The sequence below is a fragment of the Salinimicrobium oceani genome (assembly GCF_012037645.1).
The window spans coordinates 1-887 of sequence record NZ_JAAVJR010000066.1 but is presented as its reverse complement, the minus strand read 5'-3'; the positions used below and the strand labels follow the sequence as shown (position 1 = coordinate 887).

Annotated in this window: 2 pseudogenes; both read left to right on the top strand. The window is 40.9% G+C overall.

Going from position 1 to position 887, the window contains the following annotated elements:
• Positions 1-299: pseudogene (locus HC175_RS15405) on the top strand (polyphosphate kinase 1); the annotation flags it as partial.
• A 12-nt stretch (positions 300-311) separates the two neighbouring features.
• Positions 312-887 (top strand): annotated as a pseudogene (locus tag HC175_RS15400) (polyphosphate kinase 1); the annotation flags it as partial.

The window sequence follows — 887 nt, the reverse complement described above, 5'->3', positions numbered from 1 at the left end:
AGGACCGTTTTGGAGAGATCTATAGAGAGGAGATCATCCCCGAATTGGAAACAGCAGGGATCTTTTTGGTACATCGGGAAGATTATGATACATACCAGGAAGAATTCTCAAAAAAGTATTTTAAGAAGATTTCCGATTGCATTAAGCCTGTTATTGTTGAATACCAAGAAGGCGGCGACCTTTTCCTTGAGAACAATCAGCTGTACTTCATGGTCACCTTTGCCTATGAAGATAATTTTGCAGTGGTCAATATTCCGACAGAAGAATGCGGCCGCTTCATTACATTTTCTATGGAATAAGAACAGTATAAAATCACCTTTTTGGATGATCTTCTAAAAGTGAATATTCCGCAGCTATTTCCAGAGAAGGAGATCGACGGAATTTTTGAGATCAAACTATCCAGAGATGCTGAGCTTTACATAGATGATGAAATAGACGGCCTGCTTGCCGAAAAGATCTATGATTCCCTGAAGCAGAGAAGTGAAGGACAACCCACCCGCCTGCTTTACGATGCAAAGATGCCTGTGGAAGATCAAAGGATCCTGCGGAAGGTGCTAAAATTGGGCAAGATCGATATGATGCCCGGAGGGAGATATCATAATTTCGGGGATTTCTTCTCTTTCCCCGACCCTACGAATAACCCTGAGTTGCATTATGAGGATTTGACACCTATAAAGCATAAGGTTCTTGAAAATGCCGAAGATTATTTTGAAGTAATTTCCAAAAAAGACCAGTCGGTGCATTTTCCCTATATGTCCTTTAATTATGTAGAGCGTTTTCTACAGCAGGCATCCATTGATGATGGAGTTAGGGATATAAAGATCTCTATCTATCGTATAGCAGATGAATCTGTCCTAACCTCTGCCCTGCTTTCGGCTCTCAAAAAT